This window comes from Paraburkholderia gardini (assembly GCF_907164545.1).
In the GTDB taxonomy this organism is placed as follows: Bacteria; Pseudomonadota; Gammaproteobacteria; order Burkholderiales; family Burkholderiaceae; genus Paraburkholderia; species Paraburkholderia gardini.
This window is the reverse complement of sequence record NZ_CAJQZB010000006.1, coordinates 44,662-67,590: the sequence shown is the minus strand read 5'-3', so window position 1 is coordinate 67,590 and position 22,929 is coordinate 44,662. Positions and strand designations below refer to the sequence as shown.

Here is a 22,929-nt window from a genome sequence, read left to right as displayed (position 1 = left end):
CCGCTTCGAAAGAAGCGGCTTTTTCTTGCGCCCTCGATGCAGCGCGCCGAACCGTCAGTGCAGGATTTTCGCCAGAAAATCCTTCGCGCGATCCGACTTCGGATTCGCGAAGAAGTCTTCCTTGCGGTCGTCTTCGACGATCAACCCCTTGTCCATGAAGATCACGCGGTGCGCGACCTTCTTCGCAAAGCCCATTTCGTGCGTGACGCACATCATCGTCATGCCTTCCTGTGCGAGTTCGACCATCACGTCGAGCACTTCGTTGATCATTTCCGGATCGAGCGCCGAAGTCGGTTCGTCGAACAGCATCGCGATCGGGTCCATCGAAAGCGCGCGCGCAATCGCCACGCGTTGCTGCTGACCGCCTGACAACTGCCCCGGATATTTGTCCGCCTGCGCGCGCAGGCCGACGCGATCCAGCAGCTTCAGGCCCTTTGCATTCGCTTCGTCTTTCGAACGGCCGAGCACCTTGATCTGCGCAAGCGTCAGGTTCTCGGTAATCGACAGATGCGGGAACAGCTCGAAGTGCTGGAACACCATGCCGACTTTTGCGCGCAGCTTCGACAGATTGGTTTTCCTGTCGGTCAGCGACTGGCCGTTGATGACGATCTCACCCTTCTGGAACGGCTCGAGGCCGTTCACGGTCTTGATGAGCGTCGACTTGCCCGAACCCGACGGCCCGCACACGACCACGACTTCGCCTTTTTTCACTTCCGTCGTGCAGTCGGTCAGCACCTGGAACTGGCCGTACCACTTCGAAACATTCTTGATAGAGATCATCTTGCGACCTTTTTCTGAAGACCTTTGACAAGGCTCGATGCGACCACGCAAATCACGAAATAGCACGCGCCGGCGAACAGTACCATCTCGACGTTGGTGCCGTCGCGATCGCCAATATTCGTTGCTGTACGGAAGAAATCCGCGAGGCTGATCACGTACACAAGCGACGTATCCTGAAAGAGCACGATCGCCTGCGTGAGCAGCAGCGGCACCATTGCACGGAACGCCTGCGGCAACACGATGAGCCGCATCGCCGTGCCATACGGCATGCCGAGCGCGAACGCCGCATTGATCTGGCCGCGCGGCACCGCCTGAATCCCGGCGCGGATGATCTCCGAATAATAAGCCGCTTCAAAAAGCGAGAACGCGACCATCGCCGAGGCCAGACGGATGTCGATATCCGCCGAAAGACCGAGCACGTTCTGCAGCACCTGCGGGACGATCAGGAAGAACCACAGCAGCACCATCACGAGCGGAATCGAACGGAAGACGGTGACATAGCCCTTCGCGAACCATTCGAACGGCTTGAACGACGACAGCCGCATCATGGCGAGCACGGTGCCCCACACGATACCGATGACGATCGCGATCAGCGTGATCTGCAACGTGACGATGGCGCCGGTCCACAACGTAGGCAGTGCGCCCGGAATACCACTCCAGTCGAAATGATGCATCACTTGCCTCCGATGTAGCCGGGCAGCCGCGCTCTGCGCTCGATGGCGCGCATCAGCAGCATGACAACGAAGTTGATCAGCACGTACGCGAGCGTGACCGCAATGAACGATTCATAGGTTTGTGCCGTGTAATCGACGAGCTGCCGTGCCTGGGCCGACAGATCGAGCAGACCGATCGTGGACGCCACCGCCGAGTTTTTGAAGATGTTCAGAAACTCCGACGTGATCGGCGGCACGATGATCCGGTACGCCACCGGCAGCAGCACATAGCGATACGTCTGCCATTGCGTGAAGCCCATCGCGAGACCCGCGGCGCGCTGGCCGCGCGGCAGCGCGTTGATGCCCGAGCGCACCTGCTCGCACACGCGCGCGGCGGTGAAGAGGCCAAGACACAAAATGGACGACGAGAAGAACTGCACGCCGGGCGGCAGCTGCTTGTACCACGTGCCGATCGAAACCGGCAGCAGTTCGGGTATCACGAGATACCAGATGAAAAACTGAACGATCAGCGGAATATTCCGGAAGATCGCGACATAAACTGTACCGATGCCGGCGAGCAATCTGTTTGGCAGCGTGCGCAGCACACCGAAGAACGATCCGACGATCAGCGCGATAACCCACGCCGACAGCGACACCGTAACCGTCACCCAGAAGCCGGAGATGATCCAGCCCAGGTACGTGGTCGGCTCGCCGGTCGATACCGGACTCAGCAGAATGCCCCAGTTCCAGTGATAAGACATGAGGAAGACTCCAGCAAAAAGAAACGGAAGAAGCGCGTTGGCCCCTTCCGTTTCGTCTGACGCCAGGACTTGCGACGGTTAGTCGATTGCCTTGTCGTTCGGGCTCTTGAAGAGCGCCTTGATGTCATCGCTTTCCGGGAAGTTCAGGTTGAGACCCTTCGGCGGAATCGGCGATTCAAACCACTTCTTGTAGATCTTGTCGGCTTCGCCCGAGGTTTCGACCTTCGCGATCGCGTCGTCGACCACCTTCTTGAACTCCGGATCGTTCTTGCGCAGCATGCAGCCGTAGGCTTCGTGCGATTGCGGCGTGCCGACGATCACGAAGTCGCCCGGGTTGTTCGACTTGGCGCGCTCGCCCGCGAGCAGCGCGTCGTCCATCATGAACGCGACAGCGCGGCCGGTCGACAGCGTCAGGAACGACTCGCCGTGATCCTTCGCGCTGATGATGTTCATGCCCATGCTCTTGTCCTGGTTCATCTTGCGCAGCAGGCGCTCGGACGTCGTGCCGGCCGTGGTCACCACCGTCTTGCCCTTCAGGTCCGCGAAGTCCTTGATGCCCGAGTCTTTTTTGGTCATCAGACGCGTGCCGATCACGAAGATCGTGTTCGAGAAGGCGGCCTGCTGCTGGCGCTCGGCGTTGTTCGTGGTCGAACCGCATTCCATGTCGATCGTGCCGTTCTGCACGAGCGGAATACGGTTTTGCGAAGTGACCGGCGTCAGCTTGACCTTCAGGTTAGGCATGTTCAGCTTCTGCTTGACTGCTTCGACGACCTTCAGCGCGAATTCCTGCGAGTAGCCGACGACGTTCTGCTTGTCGTCGTAGTAAGAAAACGGAATCGACGATTCGCGATGTCCCAGCGAAATCACGCCCGTATCCTTGATCTTCTTCAGCGTGCCAGTGTCCTGCGCATGCGCGCCAACAGTGAACAGACCCAGTGTGGCGAGAAGCAGCGCAGCTTTTTTAACCTTCATTTTTTGATCTCCTTTCAAGTACCGGCGCCAGTTTAGCAAAGTAATTATTCTGAAAGTAATGGTTGTTAACCATGTTCGGACTTGTGCGGTGCGCAAATCCGGACATGGTTCACATCGCACATACGCGAAAGCGGGCGGCATCGAATCGATGCCGCCCGTTTGCCGGTTTGATGGCCAGTACGCGGCACAAGCCGCATTTTAACCCCGGCTCATCAGCGATCAGGGGTACAGGCCGCGCATTTCACGCGCCTGAAGAATCCGCTTGCAGGCAACGATAAACGCAGCCGTACGAACCGAGACATTCTGCTCGCTCGAAACCTGCCACACCGCTGCAAAAGCTTCACGCATCACCCGTTCGAGGCGCTGGTTGATCTCGTCTTCCGTCCAGAAAAAGCTCGAGAAATCCTGTACCCATTCGAAATATGACACCGTCACACCGCCGGCATTGGCCACGACGTCCGGAATCACGAGGATGCCCTTGTCGTGCAGGATGTCGTCGGCGGACGTCGTGGTCGGGCCGTTCGCGCCTTCCACGATGATCTTCGCGCGGATTTTGCCAGCGTTCTTTTCGGTGATCTGGTTTTCCAGCGCGGCCGGGATCAGGATATCCGACTCGACGCTCCAGAAGTCTTCGTTCGCGATCGCGTCGGCTTCCGGAAAGCCGCCGACGCCGCCCGTCTTCGCCACGTGCTCCAGCAGCGCGCGGGCGTCGATACCCGTGGACTTGTACAGCGTGCCGGTGTGATCCTGCACGGCGACGACCTTCGCGCCGGCGTCCTGGAAGAGACGCGCCGCAATGCCGCCGACGTTGCCAAAACCCTGCACCGCGATACGCGCGCCTTCGATGTCGAAGCCGATGCGGCGGGCCGCTTCGCAACCCACGACAAAGACGCCCCGGCCCGTGGCGTCACGACGGCCGAGCGAGCCGCCGAGCGTGATCGGCTTGCCGGTCACGACGCCGGTGGCCGTCTGCCCCTGGTTCATCGAGTACGTGTCCATCATCCACGCCATGATCTGCTCGTTCGTATTCACGTCCGGCGCGGGGATGTCGGTATTCGGCCCGATAATGATGCCGATTTCGCTCGTGTAGCGGCGCGTCATGCGCTCGAGTTCGCCACGGGAAAGCGTACGCGGATCGACGCGGATACCGCCTTTCGCGCCGCCGTACGGCACGTTCACCGCCGCGTTCTTCACCGACATCCACGCCGACAGCGCCATCACTTCCGAGAGCGTCACGTCCTGGTGATAACGCACACCGCCCTTGCCCGGGCCGCGCGAAACGTTGTGCTGCACGCGATAGCCTTCGAAGTGCGCGACGGTGCCGTTATCGAGCTCGATCGGCACATCGACGATCAGAATGCGCTTCGGACGCTTCAGCGTTTCGAGCCAGCGCGACAGGGAACCCAGGTAAGGCGCGACGCGGTCGACCTGACGAAGATAGTTGCCCCAGGGGCCGAGGTCGTCGCTGTGAAGGTAGGACGGGATGGACTGCGAGGTTGATGCGGACTGCTCGTGGGATGACATGAACGCTCCTGCGTCGATCGAATGCGCCCATTGTCGAAAAAGGGAGTCACGAAATCCAATGCCGTTTGATTATTGCGTTATGTTTTTCTTGCATAACGTCGGGAATATGAAAAAATCTGTCGCATTTTGCGCGGGCGTCGGCGCTTGCATCTCACGTCAGATCGTGTCATGCCGCGTCCTGCGCCAGTTCCGCCGTCACCACATCCCAAAGCTGGCGCACCAGCACCTGGCGCGGGTCGTCGCCTTGCGCCGCGAGCTTGTCGCGGTAGAGGCGGATTTCCATCGTCAGCGTGAACCGGCCTTCCGCGACGCCGCGCGACCCGCGGTCCAGACGGATCAGGCTGCCGTCGGCCACCGCGTCCTCTACGGCGCTATGCGGCAGGAACGCGAGACCGTGGCCGGCGAGCGTCATCGCCTTCAGTCCTTCGGCCATATCCGTTTCATACATGCGATCGAGATAGAGACGCGTCGGCGCATTGGCGACGATCACCTCCGTCATGCGCCCGAGATAGGCGTTCGGCGTGTATGACAGATACGGCGCGGGCGCTTCCGGCGTGCCGGGCAGCGTGTGGCGCGGCCGGCCTCCGCGCAGCGGCGCGGAGAACGGGCTGATCGGCTCGAGACCCAGGATAAGCATGTCGTAGCGCGCCGGGTCGAGCGCGACCGGATGGCTCGGATGGTGATAACCCATCACCAGATCGCAGCCGCCTTCGACGAGCGAAAGCACGGCGTCATGCACGTTCAGCGCGCGCAGACGCGTGTGGATCGAGCCGAGTTGGGCCTCGATGCGTTGCAGCCAGCGCGGAAAATAGGTGAGCGACAACGTGTGCGGAACCGCGAATTCGATCGTCGCGGCCGGCGTTGCCGTGTGGCCGCGCAGCAGCGTGCGCGCTTCGTGAAACTGCGAGAGCATCGCGAGCGCCTGCTCGTAGAACACCTGGCCTGCGGACGTGAGACGCGTCGGGTAAACCGAACGGTCGATCAGTTCCGTGCCGAGCCACGCTTCGAGTGCCTGGATGCGGCGCGAGAACGCCGGCTGCGTCACGTGCCTTAGTTCAGCCGAGCGGCTGAAGCTGCGGGTTTCCGCGAGCGAAACGAAGTCTTCGAGCCATTTCAGTTCCATGCGGACCCTGGTCGCCGTGCGGCAAAAGGAGAAGTCAGCATTCTAGCGGCGCAGCTGCTTCATCGGGCGTGCCTGCGGGCACGAGCGGGCACGCCGGCGGCTACGAGCGGGCTTCGGTGGTCGCCAGTGGTAAAATTCCGGGTTCTCCCCGATTCTCTTCCTCACCTTCCGTCCCCGCCTCCATCATGTCCGATACCCGTCCCGACACCCTCTTCGCGCTGAACGCGCTTTCTCCGCTCGACGGCCGCTACGCCGCGAAAACCGAAGCCCTGCGCGAATGGCTCTCGGAAGCCGCGTTCATGCGCAATCGCGTGACGGTCGAAATTCACTGGCTGATCGCGCTCTCGCACGCCGGTTTCGCCGAAGTGCCGCGCTTCTCCGAGGCGTCGGAGCAGTTCCTGCTGCAACTGGCTGAGCGCTTCACCGCGCACGACGCCGCGCGCATCAAGGAAATCGAGCGCGTGACGAACCACGACGTGAAGGCAGTCGAATACTGGCTGAAGGAATCGGTGAAGGGTCAGGCGGAACTGGAACGCGCGAGCGAGTTCATCCACTTCGCGTGCACGTCGGAGGACATCAACAACACGTCGCACGGCCTGATGCTGGCGGGCGCACGTGAACACGTGATCCTGCCGGCGCTGCGCTCGGTGCATCAGCGCCTCGTCGCGCTCGCGCATGCCCAGGCCGAACAGCCGATGCTGTCGCGCACGCACGGCCAGCCGGCCAGCCCGACGACGCTCGGCAAGGAAATCGCCAACGTCGCCGCGCGGCTGGAACGCGCGATCGAGCGCGTCGCGAAGGTCGAACTGCTCGGCAAGATGAACGGCGCGGTCGGCAACTTCAACGCGCATCTGTCCGCGTATCCGGAGTTCGACTGGGAAGCGTTCTCGCGCGAAGTGGTCGAAGAGCGCCTGAAGCTCACGTTCAATCCGTACACGATCCAGATCGAGCCGCACGACTACATGGCCGAACTGTTCGATGCCGTGTCGCGCGCGAACATCATCCTGCTCGACCTCGACCGCGACGTGTGGGGCTATATCTCGGTGGGGTACTTCAAGCAGCGTCTGAAGGCCGGCGAAATCGGTTCGTCGACGATGCCGCACAAGGTCAACCCGATCGACTTCGAAAACTCGGAAGGCAACCTCGGTCTCGCGAACGCGACGCTGCGCCATCTGGCCGACAAGCTGCCGGTTTCGCGCTGGCAACGTGACCTGACCGATTCGACGGTGCTGCGCAATATCGGCGTCGCGTTCGGTTACTCGCTGCTCGCCTATGATTCGCTGATTCGTGGCCTCGACAAGCTCGAAGTGAATGCGGCGCGTCTGAACGAAGACCTCGATAACTGCTGGGAAGTGCTGGCCGAGCCGGTGCAAACGGTGATGCGCCGTTATGGCATCGACAATCCGTACGAGCAACTGAAGGAGCTGACGCGCGGCAAGGGCATCACGCGCGAAGGTCTGCAGACGTTTATCGGCGGCCTGAGCATCCCCGCTGACGCCAAGCAACGGTTGCTCGCGATGACCCCGGCTTCGTATGTCGGCAAGGCGGTTGAGCTGGCGAAGCGGATTAAGTAAGTCTGCTGTTCGCGTTTAGTTGCGGCAAAGAAAAGGCGCTCCCCGGAACCCCGCCCAAGCGGGTTAAAGCCTTAGCTTGGCGCGCCTATAGTCGCACTACGAATTGCACGGCGATCTGCTTATCGTCCGTTTCCCTGGTGTGCCTGCGGATTGCCGTAACGGATCGTATGCAGATTTGGGCGCGAGGATTACGACACAGGTATCAGAAGCTCAGCGCAAACCACAAAAAAAATTCGATCGCCGGCAACAGAAGGATGAGGAACAGAACAATCATCGTTCTGTTCTCCTTGTCAACCACACCAAACCCCGTTGCTATAGAAATCGTCACCAGCCACCCTGCCAAACAGTAAAACGAAGGCTGCACGCTCGAGGGCCACGTTCCTCCAGCAAAATCTATTTCCCTCCACGAGGTCCGCCTTAGCCAGCCAGACAGCAAGATCAGAGTCGATTGAATCAGGGCAAGGATGAAATAGCGTTTCTTCAATGGTTAGCCTGCTTCGGATAATAGTTCTTCTTTGCGAGACGCTTTGATTTCTCTAGCACGGCATCGAGCTCGGCAGGCGCTATCGGCGTGGGCAACCAGCGCGGGTCATGAGCCAGAATACCGATCGATTCCAGTACGTCAGCCACATTCGATGAGCAATTATTGTCAAAAAGACTGTACGTGCTTTCACCCGGATGTGCCCGCTTGAATGCTCGATCGACACTTACACGTCGCTCCAGCTCGCGTTTTACCTTCTCTTTTTCAGCTGGCGATACTCTGAGCACCAGGCCCACATTGTCACGCCACAAATTTCCGCCGGTTCGTATTGACCCGTTAGTCAGATTAACCACGCCACCATAAAAATAGGTGTGTTTATCTATTTTTACGTATTCTTCATGAGCGCGGCTATAGACGATTCCGTCAATTTCCATGGCGACATGCCCCCACTGTGAGCCCACACTGAGCAACCGGGAGTCACTGACAATGACTTCGATGGTGGTGGAATCTGCAATGATTTGTTTTACCGAAGTGTCTTTTGTCGGCGTGGTAGTTTTGTATGCTATTAAACGGTATTTCACCCCATCCGGGGAGATGTGAATCTGCTCTGACATGGCTATCCTGCAAGATAAACGTGTATGTTCTCAGCGGCGGCAATTGACGAAAGCAAATGCGTATATCCTTTCTCGTCCGTTTCACCGTATTCAAATCCACCGGTTTCCCGTCGCAGCGCATACGCCGTGTTTGTAAGGGCGTGCCCGTCGATATCTCGCAGGATGAACTGGTCATCATAGGACGCAACGGATGCGCCTTTTGCGAGGGCTGATTGGGCCGCGCTCACCACACTGCTAGCACCCGTAAATCCGCGGTTGGAATTGAGAAAGTATCCAGGATTACTGCCTACGATCACCCGGTTCTTCCCGCACGGACAGAGTACCGAATCACCGTCAACGACAACGTCGCGCCCCTTGTCGGATATTCCCTTGCCGGTTCCAAATATTCTGTGGGTTCCCGTGCAGTTGTTGCACGTCGCCACGTCGCCATCCAGCGCGAGCTTTTTGCCGTGATCGGTATACCCCTTTGAGGAGCCCATGACGCGACCACCCGTTGTCGTCGAGTCACCATCCCGTACCGCCGCCTTACGCATGGTTGGGCCCTCTGTCCACGTCAGTATTCAGAGACGGCATATAGACCGGCTCAAAAAGGCCTGGAAAGAGTTCGCCGTCGCGAACCGATATGTCGTGGCTGTCCTGCAGTGTTTGCGCGATCGTCTCGTCATTGCTCAGACGGGAACCGACCTGCGCGAGCAGCCCGGTAATGCAGGTTGCGGAGGAAACCGGTCCATCAATGACGACCGCCTTGCTGCCGACCTCGCGAGTCGCCTTTTCACCGACGCGGGCCAAATTCAACCCGTCAACCGTTAATCTACTGCATGCCTGCGTGACGCTCCCGCCGCGCTCAGTACGCCAGCCTCCGGTGCGAAAAAGATACGTGGTTTCGTTTTTCTGCTGTTCCGACATCATGAAGTCTCCTGTCAGAATGGGATAGCGCAGTCGATCCTCCGCGCCAGACAATCGGCGCGCCGCAATCCCCGCCAACACTCTCAACAAGCAGAAAGAACAAGCGAATCAGACAAGTTCGAAAAGCGGGGTAGCTACTCGAACGGCAAGTCGCTTTTTTGATACGGGGCAACCATTTGTCCACGCCTCCTCCCCACGTTCAGTCACCTTCACGCAGTTGCGCTTCACTTCGTTCGCGTTGGTCAGCTTATGGGAGAACCTGGACCTCCAGGATCGCACCCATGCCGGGGGCACATAAAAAAACGACCCGGTCACTCAAGCGACCGGGTCGTCAAATTCCGCCCTTTGCGTTACTCCGCTCAGTACCTTCGGAAAACCTTAACTGAACGGCGCAAGCGCCAAAGGCGCCTTTTTCACATCCACCACACGCCAGAAAATCAGCGCCCCTCAACCTGCCTCAGCACCTCATCGACGATCTGTTCCGGCGTGAGTTCGATACTCACCGTGATCGCCTCATCCTCACCCGGCTCTTCGAGCGTATCGAGCTGACTCTGCAACAGCGATGGATCGAAGAAGTGCCCGGTACGCGTCTGCAACCGCTCTTCCAGCACTTCGCGCGACCCCTTCAGATAGACGAAGCACACGTCCTTGTCACCGTCACGCAAAATGTCGCGATACGAGCGCTTCAGCGACGAGCACGTGAACACCGCAGCCACGCCCGCGCGCTGCTCTTTCTCGATCGCCGCGCGAATCGTGCGCAGCCACGGCCAGCGGTCTTCGTCCGTCAACGGGATGCCGTGATGCATCTTCTCCTTGTTGGCTTCGCTGTGAAACGCGTCGCCATCCGTGAAGTCGCAGTGCAGGCGCTCGGCGAGCAACTCGCCGATCCGCGTTTTGCCCGCGCCCGACACACCCATCGCGATCAGAATCATCAAAAACTCCTTGCTTACAGTACCGCCGCGAGCGCGAACGTCAAGCCCAGGCCCATCAGCGAAATGATGGTTTCGCACAGCGACCATGTCTTGAACGTCTGGACCACCGTCATGCCGAAGTATTCCTTCACCAGCCAGAAGCCGCCGTCATTCACGTGCGAGAAAATCAGCGAACCCGAGCCCGTCGCCAGCACCAGCAGTTCGGGCTTGACCTGCGCGACACCGGCCGCCGCGATCGGTGCGACGATGCCGCAGGCGGTCGTCATCGCGACCGTCGCCGAACCCGTCGCAAGACGGATCAGCGCGGCGACGAACCAGCCGAGCAGCAACGGCGACAGATGAGCCGACGTCGCCGAATCGACGATCTGCTTCGAGATGCCGCTCTCGATCAGCACCCGGCCAAAGCCGCCACCCGCGCCGACGATCAGCGTAATGCCCGCGATCGGCGCGAGACAGTCGCCGCAGAACTTCTGGATCTGTTCACGGTTGAAGCCGCGCTTCGCACCGAACGTCCAGAAGCTGACGAGCACCGCGATCAGCAGCGCCACATCCGAGTTGCCGACAAAATGCAGCAGGCTGTTCGGCACCGTTTTGGGCGCGAACACGAGATCGGCCCAGCTGCCGATCAGCATCAGGATCACCGGCAGCAGGATCGTGAAGAGCGTGATGCCGAAGCCCGGCAGGTCGCGCTTTTCATCGGCCGATTCGTCGTGGACGAACTGCGCGGCGAGCGGATTGTTCTCCGGCAGCTTGATGTACTTGCTGATCAGCAGCGCGAACAGCGGACCGGCGACGATTGCCGTCGGCACGCCGACGATCAGCCCGTACGCAATGGTCTTGCCGATATCCGCGTGATACGCCTGCACGGCGAGCAACGCGGCGGGGTGCGGCGGAATCAGGCCGTGCACGACCGAAAGGCCCGCGACCATCGGCAGGCCGATCAGCAGCAGCGATTTGCCGGTGCGCTTCGCGACGTTGAACGCGATCGGGATCAGCAGCACGAAGCCGACTTCGAAGAACACCGGCAAGCCGACGATGATCGCGACGACCATCATCGCCCAGTGAATGTTCTTCTCACCGAACTTGTCGATCAGCGTGGTCGCGATGCGTTCCGCGCCGCCCGACTCGGCCATCATCTTGCCGAGCATCGTGCCGAGGCCGACGACGATCGCGATGTGACCCAATGTGTTGCCGTTGCCGGTCTCGAATGCCTTGACGATCGTGTCCATCGGCATGCCGACCGCGAGGCCGAGCAGCAGTGAAACGATGATCAGGACGAGAAACGGATAGACCTTGAAACGCGTGATCATCAGGATCAGTACTGCAATCGCGATCAGCGCGTAAATCAGCAGCATGCTGCCGTGGACCGCTTCCATGAAGCTCCTCCTTGTTGTTTATTCGTATGGATGCAACATGCCGCTGGCACCCGGGTTGATAGCCGGACGCGGCGGCAGTCGAAGCCGTCCGCGCGGACGCTGGATTTTACTGTCAGTTGAAGTTTTCTGTACTGGACTGTAGTAGATGGCGCCCGTGACAGGAAATCCTGAATGCAAAAAAGAAGCCTCAATGTCACGGTCGTCAGACCGTTTCAACGAGGCTTCTCTGGCGAAACCCGTGCGCGCATGCTTCGTGCAAAGTCTTTTGCATGCTGCGGCGTGCGTAAGACGATCCGCTCAGGCTCAGTGCGAAGGCGCGGCCAGCTGGCTTGCCGCACGTGCGAGGCGCGTGACTTCGTCCCAGTTCTGGGCGGCCAGCGCCGACTTCGGCGTGAGCCACGAACCGCCGACGCACACCACGTTCGGCAGCGACAGGAAATGCGTCGCGGTTTCCGCGGTGATACCGCCCGTCGGGCAGAACTTCAGCGTCGGGAACGGACCGCTGAACGCCTGCAGCATCGGCACGCCGCCGGCCTGCTGCGCCGGGAAGAACTTGACGATCTCATAGCCGAGTTCCAGCGCGACGATGATGTCCGTCGGCGTCATCACGCCCGGCAGCAGCGGCAGGCCGGCGTCCTGCGCGGCCTGGTGCATCTCTTTCGTGAGGCCCGGCGAGACGCCGAACGTCGCGCCCGCTTTCTTCGCCTTCGCGCACTGCTCCGGCCGCGTGATCGTACCCACGCCGACGACGATGTCCTCCGCCAGCTGGCTCGCGCGCTCGATCGCCTTCAGGCCGGCATCCGTGCGCAGCGTGATTTCGAGCACCTTGACGCCGCCGGCGTGCAGCGCACGCGACACGTTCTCGCCCTGTTCGACCGAATCGAACGCCAGAACCGGAATGACCGGACCCAGGCGGACGATTTCGCTCACTGTCTTTTGCGTCATGTTCATGCTCCCTGTTTCTGCAATTCGTGGATTTCACCGACCATCGGGCCGAACACCGATGCGCCAAGTTCAGCCGGCGCCGCCGAAGCACGGAAGACGCCGAACAGCTCGCGGCCAAAGCCGACTTCGTTTTCCGCCTGATGCGCCGGCTGCGCGACCGCACGCGCCGCCCATGTGGCTGCATCGATCTCGACGTCGAGCACGCCCGCTTCCGCGTCGATGACGATCGTATCGCCTGTCTGTACCTTGCCGATCGGCCCTTGCAGCAACGCTTCCGGCGATATGTGGATGACCGCCGGGACCTTGCCCGATGCGCCTGACATCCGTCCGTCGGTCACGAGCGCGACGTGGAAACCCTGATCCTGCAACACGCCGAGCAGCGGCGTCAAACGATGCAGTTCGGGCATGCCGTTTGCGCGCGCGCCCTGGAAGCGCACGACGGCCACGAAATCGCGCTTCAGCTCGCCCCGGTCGAACGCTTCCTGCACGGCTTCCTGCGAATCGAACACGATGGCCGGCGCCTTCACCTTGCGATGCTGCGCCGCAACCGCCGAAATCTTGATGACACCGCGACCGAGCCTGCCCTTCATCAGACGCAGGCCGCCATCCGGCTGGAACGGCTCCTTGATGCCGCGCAGCACGTTGGTGTCGTGGCTTTGCGCGGCACCCGGCACCCACGTCAGCTTGCCGTCGATCAGTTTCGGCTCTTCTGTGTAATGCGACAGGCCACGGCCGGCAACGGTATTGACGTCTTCGTGCATCAGACCGTCTTCGAGCAGGTTGCGGATCAGGAACGCCATGCCGCCGGCCGCGTCGAAGTGGTTCACGTCAGCCTTACCGTTCGGGTAGACCCTGGCGAGCAGCGGAACCGCCTGCGACAGCGTGTCGAAGTCGTCCCAGTCGATCACGATGCCTGCGGCACGCGCGATCGCGACCAGATGCAGCGTATGGTTCGTCGAGCCACCGGTTGCCAGCAGACCGACGATCCCGTTGACGATCGCCTTTTCATCGATGACGTGGCCGATCGGCGTGTAGTTGCCGCGTTCGGCCGTGAGGTCGAGCACGCGGCGCGCGGCCTGCGCGGTGAGCGCATCGCGCAGCGGCGTGTGCGGATGCACGAACGCCGAGCCCGGCAGGTGCAGGCCCATCACTTCCATCAGCATCTGGTTGCTGTTCGCCGTGCCGTAGAACGTGCAGGTGCCGTGGCCGTGATACGCGGCCGCCTCCGCTTCGAGCAGCGCATCGCGGCCCACTTCGCCGCAGGCGAATTTCTGGCGGATCTTCGCCTTGTCGTCGTTCGAGAGGCCGCTCGTCATCGGGCCGGCCGGCACGAAGATCGTCGGCAGATGGCCGAACTGCAGTGCGCCGATCAGCAGACCCGGCACGATCTTGTCGCACACGCCGAGGCACAGCGCCGCGTCGAACATGTTGTGCGTGAGCGCGACGGCCGTGCTCATCGCGATCACTTCGCGCGAAAAGAGCGACAGTTCCATGCCCGCGTTGCCTTGCGTCACGCCATCGCACATGGCCGGCACGCCGCCCGCGAACTGCGCGACGCCGCCGTTTTCACGCGCGGCCGCCTTGATGATGTCGGGGAAATTCTTGTACGGCGCGTGCGCCGACAGCATCTCGTTATACGACGAAACGATGCCGATATTCGGCTCGCGGATTGTCTTGATGGCGAGCTTCTCTTTACCCTCGAGGCCGGCGAAGCCGTGAGCGAGGTTCGCGCACGACAGCGCGCCGCGGGCCGGAAACTGCCCCTGCGCGCGGTCGATGCGCGCCAGATAGGCATCACGGCTGGGCTTGCTGCGTTCGATCACGCGTTGCGTGACCTTCGTCAATTGCGGATGCGGGGAAACCATCGAAGCTCCTTCGTCGCTGGCTGCGCGGGGCTCGCACGCGGCGCCAGATTGATATCGCGGGGGACGGCTTTCGCAGCCGACAATGCGATGTTAGTAGAAAAACTACACAATCGCAACGACCTGACGACTCACATTTCAAGATACCCAAATCGCCATGAGAGCCTTTCCATACGGCACTTAAGACAAAATCACACTAAACATAGGGATTACACCTACAGCGGGATATGTAGTTTTTGTACATATCCGCGCGATCGGCTATAGTCCACGCATTCTTCAGCATAGTGCGAGTTTTCCGATGATGCTGTCCCAGGTGGAGGCCATGCGCGACCAGCTGCGTCCGTCCGAGCGCAAGCTGGCCGACTACGTGATCGAGGCGCCTCGCGAGGTGCTCGATCTGTCGATGACGGAAGTAGCGGCGCGCGCGGGCGTGAGCCAGCCGACGATCGCGCGTTTCTGTCGTGCGCTCGGTTTTTCGGGTTTCAGGGAGTTCAAGATCCGGCTGGCACAGGGCATCGCCGCCGAGGTGCCCGCGGTCTACCGCGACGTGCGCGCGGACGAGCCGGCACCGGGCGTCGCCGCCAAGGTGCTCGACCGGACGATCGGCGCGCTGATCCAGGTGCGCAACAACCTGTCGTCGGATAGCGTGGCGGCGGCGATCGCGCTTCTCGCCGACGCGCGACGCATCGAGTTCTACGGCGCGGGCGGCTCGGGCATCGCGGCGCTCGACGTGCAGCACAAGTTTTTCCGCCTCGGCGTGCCGAGCGTCGCGTATTCGGACCCGCATACGTTCCTGATGTCGGCGGCGCTGCTGGGCAAGGGCGACGTCGTGGTCGCGATTTCAAATACCGGGCGCACGCGCGATATCGTCGATGCAGCGCGGTCGGCGCTGGCCGCCGGCGCGAAGGTGATCGCGATCACGCACGGCAATTCGCCGCTCGCGCGCCTTTCCACGATCGGGCTGTACGCGAATGTGGATGAAGACACGGATATCTTTTCGCCGATGACGTCGCGCGTCTCGCATCTCGCGATCGGCGACATTCTGGCGGTGGGGGTGGCGCTCAGGCTTGGGCCGGAACTGCTCGGCAAGCTCGCTGAGGCGAAGGACATATTGCGGCGACGCCGGATCGAGGACGCCGCCGCGGGCACGGATAAATCCGTGGCGAACACCGCGAAACGTTGATCAGAACGGCTTGATCACGACGAGCGCCACAGCGGCGAGCAGGCCGAGGACCGGGAGTTCGTTGAACATCCGGTACCACCGGTCCGAACGTTTGTTCTGGCCGCGCTCGAACGTGCGCAGCAGGACGCCGCAATACAGGTGATAGACGACGAGCAGCACAACCACGCCGACCTTCGCGTGAATCCAGCCCTGCCCGCGCCCGATGCCGACCGCGAGCCACAACCACAACCCGCATGCAAGCGCGGGCACGGCGATCAGCGTCATGAAACGAAACAGCTTGCGCGCCATGATCAGGAGCCGCTTGACCGCTGCGGGCTCCGTTTCCATCGCCAGATTCACGAAGATGCGCGGAAGATAAAACAGCCCGGCAAACCAGGCCGCAACCAGTACGATGTGAAACGTCTTCACCCAGAGCATCGGCGGTCCTTTGCGATTTGTTGTTTGTGATCGTCTTGATGGCGAAGGGGCGAAGCGCGCCTCGGCTGGCGCGCTCAGTGACTATTTACTGACGCCCTTCCCCATGCCCGAACACGACGTATTTCATCGACGTCAGCCCGTCCAGCCCGACCGGTCCGCGTGCGTGCAGCTTGTCGTTCGAGATGCCGATTTCCGCGCCGAGGCCGAACTCGAAGCCATCCGCGAAACGCGTCGACGCGTTGACCATCACGCTCGCCGAATCGACTTCGCGCAGGAAACGCATCGCGCGGTCATGATCTTCGGTGACGATTGCATCCGTGTGAGCCGAGCTGTATTCGTTGATGTGCCCGATCGCCGCATCGATGCCATCGACGACCCTGATCGCCAGCACGGGCGCGAGATATTCGGTGCGCCAGTCTTCCTCGGTAGCGTCGACGAGCGGACCGACGCCCGCCGCCTCCAGCACCGCGCGCGCCTCCGGATCGACGCGCAGCTCGACCTCCTTGCCGCGATACAGCTTGCCGAGCGGCGGCAGCACTTCATTCGCGATGCCGCGCGCGACCACGAGCGTTTCCATTGTGTTGCACGTGCCGTAGCGATGCGTCTTGGCGTTGTCGCAGACGGTCAGCGCTTTCGCGATATCCGCGCGGTCGTCGACGTAGACATGACAGATGCCATCCAGGTGCTTGATCATCGGCACGCGCGCTTCTTCCATCAGGCGCGCGATCAGGCTCTTGCCGCCGCGCGGCACGATCACGTCGACGTATTCCGTCATCGTGATCAGCACGCCGACCGCCGCGCGGTCCGACGTACCCACGACCTGCACCGCGTCCTGCGGCAGGCCGGCCGCTTCCAGCCCTTCGCCGATCAGCTTCGCGAGCGCGGTGTTGCATTCGAGCGCTTCGGAGCCGCCGCGCAGGATCGTGGCGTTGCCGGACTTCAGGCACAACGCGGCGGCGTCGATCGTCACGTTCGGACGCGATTCGTAGATGATGCCGATCACACCCAGCGGTACGCGCATCTGGCCGACCTGAATGCCGCTCGGACGGTACTTGAGATTGCTGATTTCACCGATCGGATCCGGCAGCCCCGCGACCTGGCGCAGGCCGTCGACCATGGTCTTCAGCGCCTTGTCGGAGAGCATGAGGCGGTCGATGAACGCGGCGTCGTGGCCTTTTTCGCGCGCCTTCGCGACGTCACGCGCGTTCGCGGCTTTCAGCGTTGCCGCATCGCGTTCGATGGCGTTCGCCACCGCTTCCAGCGCGGCGTTCTTCGCAGCCGTCGAGGCGCGCGCCATCGCACGCGATGCGTGTCGTGCGCGGCGGCCGAGGTCGGTCATGTACTGGGTGATGTCCATCGTCGTTCTCTTGGTGTCGCGCCTGACTCACGCGCGGCGCGCAGACAGGAATAGCTGGATTGGCGGAAAAGATGCGTCGATTGTAAGTCGGTGGCGGCGGCTTTGCTGAAGGTGCGTCCGTTACCGGACACCCGGACGCTGGCTGGCGATATCAGCGTGGCCGCAAGGCTGGCCGGCCTGGTGCTGGTGTCACCGGCATGGCCGCCGCGCCCGGCGCGGATTTCGCTGGAGAGGCAACCGTCATCGCCAGTTCGAAAAGCCCGCTCCACGGATCAGGCGGCGGATCGTGGCGATGATCGCCTGGCGTGCCGCCGGACAGACCCTTCACCTGACGGTCGAGCCGCGCAGCCAGCGCGAGACCTTTTTCGAGCGCGGCCTCCGTGACACGCGACAGCGCCGGTCCGACGAGCCGCTCGCGCGGCCCCCACACGCGATTTTCGCGCAGCAGGACCGCGAGCGGCTTGCCTGTCTCGACGCCGCGCTTGATGCGCAACAGTGTCCGCACTTCCTCGACGACGGCCCACAGCACGAGCACGGCAGCCTCGCCTTCGCCGCGCAGCCCGTCGAGCATGCGCGAGAGCCGGCTGACGTCGCCCGCGAGCATCGCTTCGTTCAGCTTGAAAACGTCGTAACGTGCGACGTTCAGCACCGCGTCATGGATCTGCTCGAAGCTCAACACGCCTTGCGGATACAGCAGACCAAGCTTCTGGATTTCCTGATGCGCGGCGAGCAGATTGCCCTCGACACGCTCGGCGATAAACTGCAGCGCGCGGCGCCCCTCTTCGCCCGCGGCAACGCGCTGACCCTGCTGTGCGAGCCGCTGTCCGACCCACGCCGGCAACTGGGCGCGCTCGACGGGATCGATCTTCAGCGCGACGCCCGCATCGGCGAGTGCGGTGAACCACGCCGACTTCTGCGTGGCGGCATCGAGACGCGGCAACGTCACCAGCGTCAGGACATCGGAATTCACCGCGGCGGCGAGCGTCTTGAGCGCGTCCGCGCCTTCCTTGCCCGGCTTGCCCGACGGAATGCGCAACTCGACCAGCTGGCGGTCGCCGAACAGCGACATCGACTGGCTCGCGCCCAGCAGCGAACTCCAGTCGAAACCCCGCTCGACGGTGAACACCGAGCGGTCGGTGAAACCGGCCGCTCGCGCCGTCGCGCGAATGCGGTCGCACGCTTCCTGCGCGAGCAGATGCTCGTCGCCATGCACGACATACAGGCCAGCGAGGCCTTTCGCGAGGTGCGGTTCGAGCGCGTCAAGTCGCAGTTGCATAGGGCTGGCTACGGTTGCACAGGGTAGAGACGGGTCACTGGAGACGGATCACAGCGGCGGCGGCGGCAACGGCGCACGCGGCGCGACGGCCGGCGCTTCCTCACCCGGCGCCGGATGCAGCGAGCGGACCACCGCGAGACGACGCGTCAGCTGGTCGACCGCGTCGTTCTGCATGTCGGCGAACAGGATGTCGGCTTCGGCGCCCTTTGCCTGCGAGAACTGGTCGCTATACGTCATCGCGCGATTCAGCGCGATCGAGCTCGGCGGAATCAGCAAGGTGCCGTCCGCGCCAATGAGCGTGTAGTTCAGCGAGTAATTCAGTTGGTACTCTTCGACGACGCCCAGCGAGTTCAGCGTGAGCACGCTGCTGCCACGTCCTTCGGACATCCGCAGCACGGCGTCCGCGCTGGTTGCCGCGTTGACGACCACGGTATCGCTGCCGCCTTCGATCATCCGGGTCAGCCGCGCGCTAATCGCAGCCGGCGCGCCCGTGATGTTGAGGCGCTTGAATGCGTAATTCTGCTGGCCGCGCAGCTGGAAGCCGCATGCGGACAACACCATCACACCACACGCGAGCGTCAAGAACGATCTGCGAGTCACATTGGCTCCCTGAATACCCAGCGACGAACAGGACTGGCGTCTACACGCGTTGCCGGCATCCCGTTCACTCCGCTGCTTTCCGTTAAACGACGACGTTGACGAGACGGCCCGGCACGACGACGATCTTCTTCGGCGGCTTGCCTTCGCCGAATCTCGCGAACATCTCATGTGCGAGCGCCGCCTGTTCGATCGTTTCGCGCGCAGCGTCTTTCGCTACTGTCAGCGCGCCACGCACCTTGCCGTTCACCTGCAGCACGAGTTCGATCTCCGACTGCTCCAGTGCCTGTTCGTCGACCTTCGGCCACGGCGCATCGAGGAGCGTGCCGGCTTCGTCGGCGTAACCGAGTTCCTGCCACAACTGGAACGTCGCGTGCGGCACGACCGGATACAGCACGCGCAGCAGCACGCCGCAGGTTTCGCGCAGCACGGCAGGCGTCGCGCCCTTCGCACTCTCGATGGCGTTGAGCATCTTCATCGCCGCCGACACCACCGTGTTGTACTGCATACGCTGGTAATCGTAGTCCGCCTGCTTCAGCACGCTGTAGATCTCGCGACGCAGCACCTTGTCGGTGTCGGAGAGCTTCGCGACGTCGAACGATGCGCGCCGGGCCAGTGCCGCCTGGTTCGCGTGACCGAACGTCCACAGACGACGCAGAAAGCGGCTCGCGCCTTCCACACCCGAACCCGACCACTCGAGCTGCTGTTCCGGCGGCGCCGCGAACATTACGAAAAGACGGGCCGTATCAGCGCCGTACTGGTCGATCAGCACCTGCGGATCGACGCCGTTGTTCTTCGACTTCGACATCTTCTCGACGCCGCCGAGCACGACCGGCTGGCCGTCGGCGATCAGCACCGCGCCCACCGGACGACCCTTGTCGTCAAACGAGACGATGACGTCGGCCGGGTTGTACCAGGTCTTCTTGCCCGCATCGCTTTCGCGATAGTAGGTTTCGTTCAGTACCATGCCCTGCGTGAGCAGGTTCTTCGCCGGCTCGCCGAACTTCACGAGGCCCATGTCGCGCATCACCTTCGCCCAGAAACGCGAATACAACAGGTGAAGAATCGCGTGCTCGATGCCGCCGATGTACTGGTCCATCGGCATCCAGTAATCGGTGCGCGCGTCGACCATCGTCTTCGCGTCCGGCGCGGCGTAGCGGTAGAAGTACCACGACGAATCGACGAACGTGTCCATCGTGTCGGTTTCGCGCTTCGCGGCCGCGCCGCACGTCGGGCACGTGCAGTTCACGAACGCTTCGCTCTTCGCGAGCGGATTGCCCGTGCCGTCCGGCACGAGGTCTTCGGGCAGCACGACGGGCAGATCCTTTTCCGGCACCGGCACGTCGCCGCAGCTCGGGCAATGGATGATCGGAATCGGCGTGCCCCAGTAACGCTGGCGCGAAATGCCCCAGTCACGCAGACGCCATGTGATCTGCTTGTCGCCGAGGTCGAGCGCTTTCAGGTCGGCCGCAATTGCATCGACGGCGGCAGCGTAATCGAGGCCGTCGTACCTGCCGCTGTTCACGCAGACGCCGCCTTCCTTGTCGCCGTACCACTCTGCCCAGGCTTCGGTGGAGAACGTCTTGCCTTCCGCCGCCACGACCTGCCTGATCGGCAGGCCATATTTGTTCGCGAACGCGAAGTCGCGCTCGTCGTGAGCCGGCACGCCCATCACGGCGCCTTCGCCGTAGCTCATCAGCACGTAGTTGCCGATCCAGACTTCGACCTTCTCCTGCGTCAGCGGATGCGTGACGAAGAAGTCCGTTGCCATGCCTTTCTTTTCCATCGTCGCGACATCGGCTTCCGCCACGCCGCCGCGCTTGCATTCCTCGATGAACGTCTGCAGTTCCGGGCGACCCTGTGCGAGACGCGTTGCGAGCGGATGCTCGGCGGCGACGGCGCAGAACGTGACGCCCATGATCGTGTCGGCGCGCGTCGTGAACACGCGCAGCAGTTTCGCTTCGCCGTCGATCTCGTACGGGAAGCCGAAGTTCACGCCGAAGCTCTTGCCGATCCAGTTCTGCTGCATCACCTTCACGCGCTCGGGCCAGCCGAGGCCTTCGAGGTCGCTCAGAAGTTCATCCGCGTATTGCGTGATGCGCATGTAGTACATCGGGATTTCGCGCTTTTCGACGAGCGCGCCCGAACGCCAGCCGCGACCGTCGATCACCTGCTCGTTCGCGAGCACGGTCTGGTCGACCGGATCCCAGTTCACCGTGCCGGTCTTCTTGTACGCAATGCCCTTTTCGAGCATCTTCAGGAAGAGCCACTGGTTCCACTTGTAGTAGTCCGGGCTGCAGGTGGCGACTTCACGCGACCAGTCGATCGCAAGACCCATCGACTGCATCTGCTTCTTCATGTACGCGATGTTGTCGTACGTCCACTTCGCCGGCGGCACGTTGTTCGCGATCGCCGCGTTTTCGGCGGGCATGCCGAACGCGTCCCAACCCATCGGCATCAGCGTGTTGTAACCGTTCATCCGCAGATAACGGTACATCACGTCGTTGATCGTGTAGTTGCGCACGTGGCCCATGTGCAGCTTGCCCGACGGATACGGCAGCATCGAGACACAGTAGAACTTGGGCTTGTCGGTGGTTTCCGACGTCCGGTAGGCGTCGGAAGCGCGCCATTGCCCTTGCGCGGCGGATTCGACGTCGGAGGGAACGTATTTTTCGTGCATGGTGTGGTGGAGTCGCTGGTTCGGTGCTTTCGCACCGGGCCGGGTGCTTTGCTTGATGGAATCGGTCGCCCCCTTGCGGGGGAAAGGGCTGATTATACCGTCCGGCGGCGCGGTGGCCGGGGCCGCGGCGGTGCGATTTGCGCGGGCGGGTTGGGGCCGTGCGCGGTGCGCGCCGAGCCGGAAGCGCCGGGTTGCCGTTCGGGGTCTGCCCTGGCGCTCGCTGTCGCGTATGCGGTACGCGCGGCGGGAGACGTGTCACGGGCGCCTGCGCGGCGCTTTTGCGTTCGCTCTCACGTTGACTGCCTGCGTGGCGAGTGACGTTTCTGGACGCTGACGCGGTGCGTTTGCGCCTGCCGTCGCGTGTGCGGTGTGCGTGTGGCGGGTAACGTTTCCTGGGCGCGCGCAGCGGGCGCTACTGGCTCGCCGGCCGGGCCGGCGCCTGCGATGGAGCCGGACCGCCCGAACTCGAACTGGCTGTCGCAGCCGGGCTGCCCCGCGTGGCCGGCGGCGGATCGGTCACGAACCCGATCCGCTCAAGGCCGGCCTGCTGTGCCGCGCCCATCACCTGGGCAATCGTTTCGTAGCGCGTCGAGCGGTCGGCGCGCAGATGGATTTCGGGCTGGTCCGCGCGCTTGCCGGCTTCGGCGAATCTCGCGCGTAGCTGGTCGAGCGTGACAGGCGTGCTGTCCCAGTAGAGCTTGCCGGCGGCGTCGATGGAAAGGGAAATGGTCTGCGGCGTCTGCCGCGACGGCGCCGACGCCACTTTCGGCAAATCCAGCTTGATCGCGTGCGTGAACAGCGGCGCGGTGATGATGAAAATGACGAGCAGCACGAGCATCACGTCGATCAGCGGCGTCATGTTGATGTCCGCCATCGGTGCCGCGGTCTGCTTTCTGTCGAGTCCGCCGAACGCCAT

Annotated in this window: 22 protein-coding genes; 2 read left to right on the top strand and 20 right to left on the bottom strand. The window is 62.3% G+C overall.

Annotated features, from left to right (window positions below; all coding sequences use genetic code 11):
• Positions 1-54: 54 nt before the first annotated feature.
• From LPA37_RS06680 to LPA37_RS06655, 6 genes are all read right to left on the bottom strand, one after another.
• Positions 55-780: an amino acid ABC transporter ATP-binding protein gene (locus LPA37_RS06680; protein ID WP_229012107.1), complete on the bottom strand. Its 726-nt coding sequence runs from the start codon at positions 778-780 to the stop codon at positions 55-57.
• Entirely contained in the window at positions 777-1,454 is a 678-nt protein-coding gene (gene gltK / locus LPA37_RS06675; protein WP_228975158.1) for a glutamate/aspartate ABC transporter permease GltK, read from the bottom strand. The genes LPA37_RS06680 and gltK overlap by 4 nt, the downstream gene beginning before the upstream one ends.
• On the bottom strand, positions 1,454-2,194 hold the full coding sequence (locus LPA37_RS06670) for an amino acid ABC transporter permease (protein WP_228975159.1): 741 nt from the start codon (positions 2,192-2,194) through the stop codon (positions 1,454-1,456). Before LPA37_RS06670 ends, gltK begins: the two co-directional genes overlap by 1 nt.
• A 78-nt stretch (positions 2,195-2,272) precedes the next feature.
• The gene (locus LPA37_RS06665; RefSeq protein WP_228975161.1) at positions 2,273-3,166 is read right to left on the bottom strand and encodes a glutamate/aspartate ABC transporter substrate-binding protein; all 894 of its coding nucleotides are present in this window, start codon (positions 3,164-3,166) and stop codon (positions 2,273-2,275) included.
• 219 nt (positions 3,167-3,385) lie between these two features.
• Positions 3,386-4,690: a Glu/Leu/Phe/Val family dehydrogenase gene (locus LPA37_RS06660; RefSeq protein WP_228975163.1), complete on the bottom strand. Its 1,305-nt coding sequence runs from the start codon at positions 4,688-4,690 to the stop codon at positions 3,386-3,388.
• Positions 4,691-4,856: 166 nt separating this feature from the next.
• A complete protein-coding gene (locus LPA37_RS06655) occupies positions 4,857-5,813 on the bottom strand; it encodes a LysR family transcriptional regulator (protein WP_228975164.1) in 957 nt (318 codons plus the stop codon).
• A 185-nt stretch (positions 5,814-5,998) separates the two neighbouring features.
• On the opposite strand from LPA37_RS06655, the gene purB reads away from it, so the two are divergent.
• Positions 5,999-7,387 (top strand): adenylosuccinate lyase, encoded by a 1,389-nt coding sequence (purB, locus tag LPA37_RS06650; RefSeq protein ID WP_229012106.1) that lies wholly within the window; start codon positions 5,999-6,001, stop codon positions 7,385-7,387.
• A 202-nt stretch (positions 7,388-7,589) separates the two neighbouring features.
• Here purB and LPA37_RS06645 read toward each other — a convergent pair whose 3' ends face one another.
• From LPA37_RS06645 to edd, 8 genes are all read right to left on the bottom strand, one after another.
• The gene (locus LPA37_RS06645) at positions 7,590-7,871 is read right to left on the bottom strand and encodes a hypothetical protein (RefSeq protein ID WP_229012105.1); all 282 of its coding nucleotides are present in this window, start codon (positions 7,869-7,871) and stop codon (positions 7,590-7,592) included.
• Complete coding sequence (locus LPA37_RS06640) at positions 7,868-8,482, bottom strand: hypothetical protein (RefSeq protein ID WP_229012104.1); 615 nt, start codon at positions 8,480-8,482, stop codon at positions 7,868-7,870. The genes LPA37_RS06645 and LPA37_RS06640 overlap by 4 nt, the downstream gene beginning before the upstream one ends.
• Positions 8,483-8,484: 2 nt before the next feature.
• On the bottom strand, positions 8,485-9,015 hold the full coding sequence (locus tag LPA37_RS06635; protein ID WP_267478131.1) for a PAAR domain-containing protein: 531 nt from the start codon (positions 9,013-9,015) through the stop codon (positions 8,485-8,487).
• A complete protein-coding gene (locus tag LPA37_RS06630) occupies positions 9,008-9,391 on the bottom strand; it encodes a hypothetical protein (RefSeq protein WP_229012103.1) in 384 nt (127 codons plus the stop codon). The genes LPA37_RS06635 and LPA37_RS06630 overlap by 8 nt, the downstream gene beginning before the upstream one ends.
• Positions 9,392-9,825: 434 nt before the next feature.
• Positions 9,826-10,320: a gluconokinase gene (locus LPA37_RS06625; protein ID WP_228975176.1), complete on the bottom strand. Its 495-nt coding sequence runs from the start codon at positions 10,318-10,320 to the stop codon at positions 9,826-9,828.
• Between the two features lie 14 nt (positions 10,321-10,334).
• The gene (locus tag LPA37_RS06620; RefSeq protein ID WP_228975178.1) at positions 10,335-11,696 is read right to left on the bottom strand and encodes a GntP family permease; all 1,362 of its coding nucleotides are present in this window, start codon (positions 11,694-11,696) and stop codon (positions 10,335-10,337) included.
• Positions 11,697-11,999: 303 nt separating this feature from the next.
• The gene (gene eda, locus LPA37_RS06615; protein WP_090532900.1) at positions 12,000-12,641 is read right to left on the bottom strand and encodes a bifunctional 4-hydroxy-2-oxoglutarate aldolase/2-dehydro-3-deoxy-phosphogluconate aldolase; all 642 of its coding nucleotides are present in this window, start codon (positions 12,639-12,641) and stop codon (positions 12,000-12,002) included.
• A gap of 2 nt (positions 12,642-12,643) precedes the next feature.
• Entirely contained in the window at positions 12,644-14,506 is a 1,863-nt protein-coding gene (gene edd / locus LPA37_RS06610) for a phosphogluconate dehydratase (RefSeq protein ID WP_228975180.1), read from the bottom strand.
• A gap of 295 nt (positions 14,507-14,801) precedes the next feature.
• Here edd and LPA37_RS06605 point away from each other — a divergent pair, with 295 nt between their 5' ends.
• Positions 14,802-15,686 carry a MurR/RpiR family transcriptional regulator gene (locus tag LPA37_RS06605; protein WP_229012102.1) on the top strand — a complete coding sequence of 295 codons (885 nt, stop codon included), beginning with the start codon at positions 14,802-14,804 and terminating at the stop codon, positions 15,684-15,686.
• Here LPA37_RS06605 and LPA37_RS06600 read toward each other — a convergent pair whose 3' ends face one another.
• From LPA37_RS06600 to LPA37_RS06575, 6 genes are all read right to left on the bottom strand, one after another.
• The gene (locus LPA37_RS06600) at positions 15,687-16,103 is read right to left on the bottom strand and encodes a CopD family protein (RefSeq protein ID WP_229012101.1); all 417 of its coding nucleotides are present in this window, start codon (positions 16,101-16,103) and stop codon (positions 15,687-15,689) included.
• 85 nt (positions 16,104-16,188) lie between these two features.
• The gene (locus LPA37_RS06595) at positions 16,189-17,460 is read right to left on the bottom strand and encodes a glutamate-5-semialdehyde dehydrogenase (RefSeq protein WP_229012100.1); all 1,272 of its coding nucleotides are present in this window, start codon (positions 17,458-17,460) and stop codon (positions 16,189-16,191) included.
• A gap of 151 nt (positions 17,461-17,611) precedes the next feature.
• Positions 17,612-18,736, bottom strand: coding sequence for a DNA polymerase III subunit delta (gene holA / locus LPA37_RS06590; protein WP_229012099.1), 1,125 nt, complete (start codon positions 18,734-18,736; stop codon positions 17,612-17,614).
• 48 nt (positions 18,737-18,784) lie between these two features.
• Positions 18,785-19,336 (bottom strand): LPS-assembly lipoprotein LptE, encoded by a 552-nt coding sequence (locus tag LPA37_RS06585; protein WP_228975191.1) that lies wholly within the window; start codon positions 19,334-19,336, stop codon positions 18,785-18,787.
• A gap of 82 nt (positions 19,337-19,418) precedes the next feature.
• Positions 19,419-22,013 (bottom strand): leucine--tRNA ligase, encoded by a 2,595-nt coding sequence (gene leuS / locus LPA37_RS06580; protein ID WP_229012098.1) that lies wholly within the window; start codon positions 22,011-22,013, stop codon positions 19,419-19,421.
• A gap of 412 nt (positions 22,014-22,425) precedes the next feature.
• Positions 22,426-22,929: an ExbD/TolR family protein gene (locus tag LPA37_RS06575; protein ID WP_228975323.1), complete on the bottom strand. Its 504-nt coding sequence runs from the start codon at positions 22,927-22,929 to the stop codon at positions 22,426-22,428.

Coding starts and splice junctions, on each gene's coding strand:
- LPA37_RS06680 (WP_229012107.1), bottom strand. CDS start 780: ATGATCTCTATCAAGAATGTTTCGAAGTGGTACGGCCAGTTCCAGGTG.
- gltK (WP_228975158.1), bottom strand. CDS start 1,454: ATGCATCATTTCGACTGGAGTGGTATTCCGGGCGCACTGCCTACGTTG.
- LPA37_RS06670 (WP_228975159.1), bottom strand. CDS start 2,194: ATGTCTTATCACTGGAACTGGGGCATTCTGCTGAGTCCGGTATCGACC.
- LPA37_RS06665 (WP_228975161.1), bottom strand. CDS start 3,166: ATGAAGGTTAAAAAAGCTGCGCTGCTTCTCGCCACACTGGGTCTGTTC.
- LPA37_RS06660 (WP_228975163.1), bottom strand. CDS start 4,690: ATGTCATCCCACGAGCAGTCCGCATCAACCTCGCAGTCCATCCCGTCC.
- LPA37_RS06655 (WP_228975164.1), bottom strand. CDS start 5,813: ATGGAACTGAAATGGCTCGAAGACTTCGTTTCGCTCGCGGAAACCCGC.
- purB (WP_229012106.1), top strand. CDS start 5,999: ATGTCCGATACCCGTCCCGACACCCTCTTCGCGCTGAACGCGCTTTCT.
- LPA37_RS06640 (WP_229012104.1), bottom strand. CDS start 8,482: ATGTCAGAGCAGATTCACATCTCCCCGGATGGGGTGAAATACCGTTTA.
- LPA37_RS06635 (WP_267478131.1), bottom strand. CDS start 9,015: ATGCGTAAGGCGGCGGTACGGGATGGTGACTCGACGACAACGGGTGGT.
- LPA37_RS06630 (WP_229012103.1), bottom strand. CDS start 9,391: ATGATGTCGGAACAGCAGAAAAACGAAACCACGTATCTTTTTCGCACC.
- LPA37_RS06625 (WP_228975176.1), bottom strand. CDS start 10,320: ATGATTCTGATCGCGATGGGTGTGTCGGGCGCGGGCAAAACGCGGATC.
- LPA37_RS06620 (WP_228975178.1), bottom strand. CDS start 11,696: ATGGAAGCGGTCCACGGCAGCATGCTGCTGATTTACGCGCTGATCGCG.
- eda (WP_090532900.1), bottom strand. CDS start 12,641: ATGACGCAAAAGACAGTGAGCGAAATCGTCCGCCTGGGTCCGGTCATT.
- edd (WP_228975180.1), bottom strand. CDS start 14,506: ATGGTTTCCCCGCATCCGCAATTGACGAAGGTCACGCAACGCGTGATC.
- LPA37_RS06605 (WP_229012102.1), top strand. CDS start 14,802: ATGATGCTGTCCCAGGTGGAGGCCATGCGCGACCAGCTGCGTCCGTCC.
- LPA37_RS06600 (WP_229012101.1), bottom strand. CDS start 16,103: ATGCTCTGGGTGAAGACGTTTCACATCGTACTGGTTGCGGCCTGGTTT.
- LPA37_RS06595 (WP_229012100.1), bottom strand. CDS start 17,460: ATGGACATCACCCAGTACATGACCGACCTCGGCCGCCGCGCACGACAC.
- holA (WP_229012099.1), bottom strand. CDS start 18,736: ATGCAACTGCGACTTGACGCGCTCGAACCGCACCTCGCGAAAGGCCTC.
- leuS (WP_229012098.1), bottom strand. CDS start 22,013: ATGCACGAAAAATACGTTCCCTCCGACGTCGAATCCGCCGCGCAAGGG.
- LPA37_RS06575 (WP_228975323.1), bottom strand. CDS start 22,929: ATGGCGTTCGGCGGACTCGACAGAAAGCAGACCGCGGCACCGATGGCG.